This window comes from Gilliamella sp. Bif1-4 (assembly GCF_001690535.1).
GTDB lineage: Bacteria > Pseudomonadota > Gammaproteobacteria > Enterobacterales > Orbaceae > Gilliamella > Gilliamella bombi.
In genome coordinates, this window is the sequence record NZ_LZHC01000075.1 from 1 (window position 1) to 2,729 (window position 2,729).

General features: G+C 42.7%; 1 protein-coding gene. It reads left to right on the forward strand.

Features of this window, described 5'->3' with window-relative positions; translation table 11 throughout:
* Nucleotides 1–224: 224 nt before the first annotated feature.
* A partial coding sequence (locus A9G25_RS11535; RefSeq protein WP_176701129.1) for a hemagglutinin repeat-containing protein occupies nt 225–2,729 on the forward strand: 2,505 nt, incomplete at its 3' end.

Consider the following 2,729-nt stretch of genomic DNA (forward strand, 5'->3'; position numbering starts at 1 on the left):
TATAACCATCTTAAATTTGTGTATTTACCAGTTAAAAGTGATATTAAATCTTGTCAGTAGGTTCTATAATTATTAGTGGCGAGCAGTAGTCTTAAATTGGCTTTTACACATTGTTTACCATGTTTTCAGCCATTCAAAAAATAAAACAAACACTATCTAATCACAAAAACAGGTCAAAAATATATTTATTTTATTCAATTTTTTTTAATGCTTTTTAGCGTTCCTTGCTCCAAGGTGAAAACGTCAATATCGAAGCATTAGATGCGAAAACGACGTATCAAGAAGAGTATGAGCGCAAAAAATCAGGGCTTACTATTTCGATAACAGGCACGGCGAGTGATATTTACAACGCCAACCAAACCCGAGAGCAAGCGAAAAAGCAGACCAATGAAAAAAACAAAGCGCTGATGAATATTAAAGCGGGGTTACAAGCGGGTAATGCGGCGCTAGAGGGCGGTGCTAATTTACAAAATGGCACACCACAAGCCTCGATTGGCATTAATGTCAGTTTGGGCAGTGAAAAGACCAAACGCACGGTAAACCAAGAGCAACACACCGTAGTAAGTAGTGGCGTCTCAGCGGGGCATAACCTCAGCATTATTGCGACGGGCAATGGTCAAAAAGAGCGTGGCGATATCAATATCATTGGCAGTCAGGTATCTGCCGGTCATGATGTAATGCTCAAAGCGAACCATGATGTTAACATCATCGGACAAGAAAACACGACCAAAACTGACACTAAAGAGAAGAATAGCAGTGGCTCGGTAGGCGTGGGCTATAACTTTGGTGGAGAAAAAAATGGCTTTACCATCTCGGCCAGTGCCAGCCAAAGCAAATCCCGCGAAAAAGGTAACGGTACCGATTGGACAGAAAGTGTGGTAGAGGCAGGCAATAAGCTTACGATTATCACGGGTAATGACGCCAACATTGTTGCAGGGCAAGTGAAAGGCGATAGGGTGGTGGCTGATATAGGTCATGACCTTAATATTGAATCGAAACAAGACAGCGATGAGTTCCACTCTAAAAGCACGTCAACCTCGGTAGGGGGAAGTTTTTCTTATGGAGGCTCAAGTAGTATTAATGCCTCGGCGAGCAAAACGAAAATGGACAGCAACTGGCAAAGTGTGACTGACCAATCGGGTATTTTTGCCGGCAGTGGTGGCTTTGACATTAAGGTAGGCAATAACACTGACTTAAAAGGTGCGGTGATAACCTCAGAAGCGAAAGACAAGAGCCAAAACCGCCTTGACACCGGCACAATCAGCTTTAGTGATATCGAAAACAAAGCGGACTACCAAGTCAGTAGCAGCAGTGCAGGGGTAAGCTCTAGCGGCATGCCATCGATGCCAACCAGTCGCAACAAAAACGAAAGCGAACATTCGACGACGCATTCAGCGGTATCGGAAGGGACGATAATTATCCGCAATAAGGATGACCAAAAACAAGATATCAACGAACTAAGCCGAGATACTGAGCAGGCGAATAACGAGCTCAAACACATCTTTAACAAACAAAAAGAGCAAGACATCATTGACCAAACGCAGTTAGTAAGTGAAATTGGTGGTGAAACGTTAACGATGCTTAATCATATAGACCGGATAAGAGCCGAATCCAAGGCAAAAGAAGCGGTTGAAAAGGAAAAAGAGAAAAGTAAAAACAAGGGACTAACAGAAGAAGAGCAACAAAAAATCTACGAAGACGCCTACAAAAAGGCGATGAACGAAGGCATGTCAGCGATGGGCAGTGACACCCGTCAAGGCATTGACATGGCGGTTAGCCTCATCAACGGCTTAATCAGTGGCGACATGACAGGGGCCGCCGCAGGGGCACTCGCGCCGAAGATAGCAACTATTATAAAACAGCATACGGAAGGTGATATAGTTGCCAATACTGTCAGCCATGCCATACTCGGTGCGGTGGTAGCCGAGCTGCAAGGCAACTCCGCCCTAGTGGGTGGCTTAGGTGCTGCTGCAAGTGAACGTGGTGCTGAGGTTATCATGGGTATTCTTTACCCAGGTAAAACAGTAGCGGAATTATCACAAGAAGAAAGACAACAAATCAGCGCCCTATCACAACTCGCCACAGGCCTTGCGATAGCCGCTGCCGGTGGTGATATTCAAGATGTGAATACTGGCGTTGCTGCGGGTAAAAATGCGGTTGAGAATAATTATTTAAATGTATCAGAAGATAAAAAGAGAAAAGATGCACAGGCCCAATTAGACCTAATTGAAAAAGGAATAATGATTGTTTCGGATGACCGAAAACAAGAACTACAAGGTCAAGTCGCTGTATTAAATGCTTTGGATGAGCAACGAAATGAAATTTTAAATACGGTTTGCCAGAATTTAAGTTCATTAGAATGCAGTGCAGCCAGAGCAGATCTACAAGCAGCATACGATAGTTATTTTAAAACGATCAAACCAGAAGATTATATAGCCTATAATGATGCTTATTCTAACTATACTAAGTACTATGATGGTTATAAACAAATATTGAGCCAGATAAACAAATTAGAAGGACAAGATCTTGCAGCTTTTAATGAATATAAAGCTCAGAATTTGTCAGAAGGTTTAGGGATTAGTATTGAATCTGCCCGGAACTTGATTAAATTTGATAACGCAATGCATTCGGCAGCAATAATTGCTTCAGCGGTTGTTGGTCAAAATAGTGTTAAATCTGCTGGAAAGGGAACGACACTCCCTAACGGTTATACTTCACAAGGAGCTAAT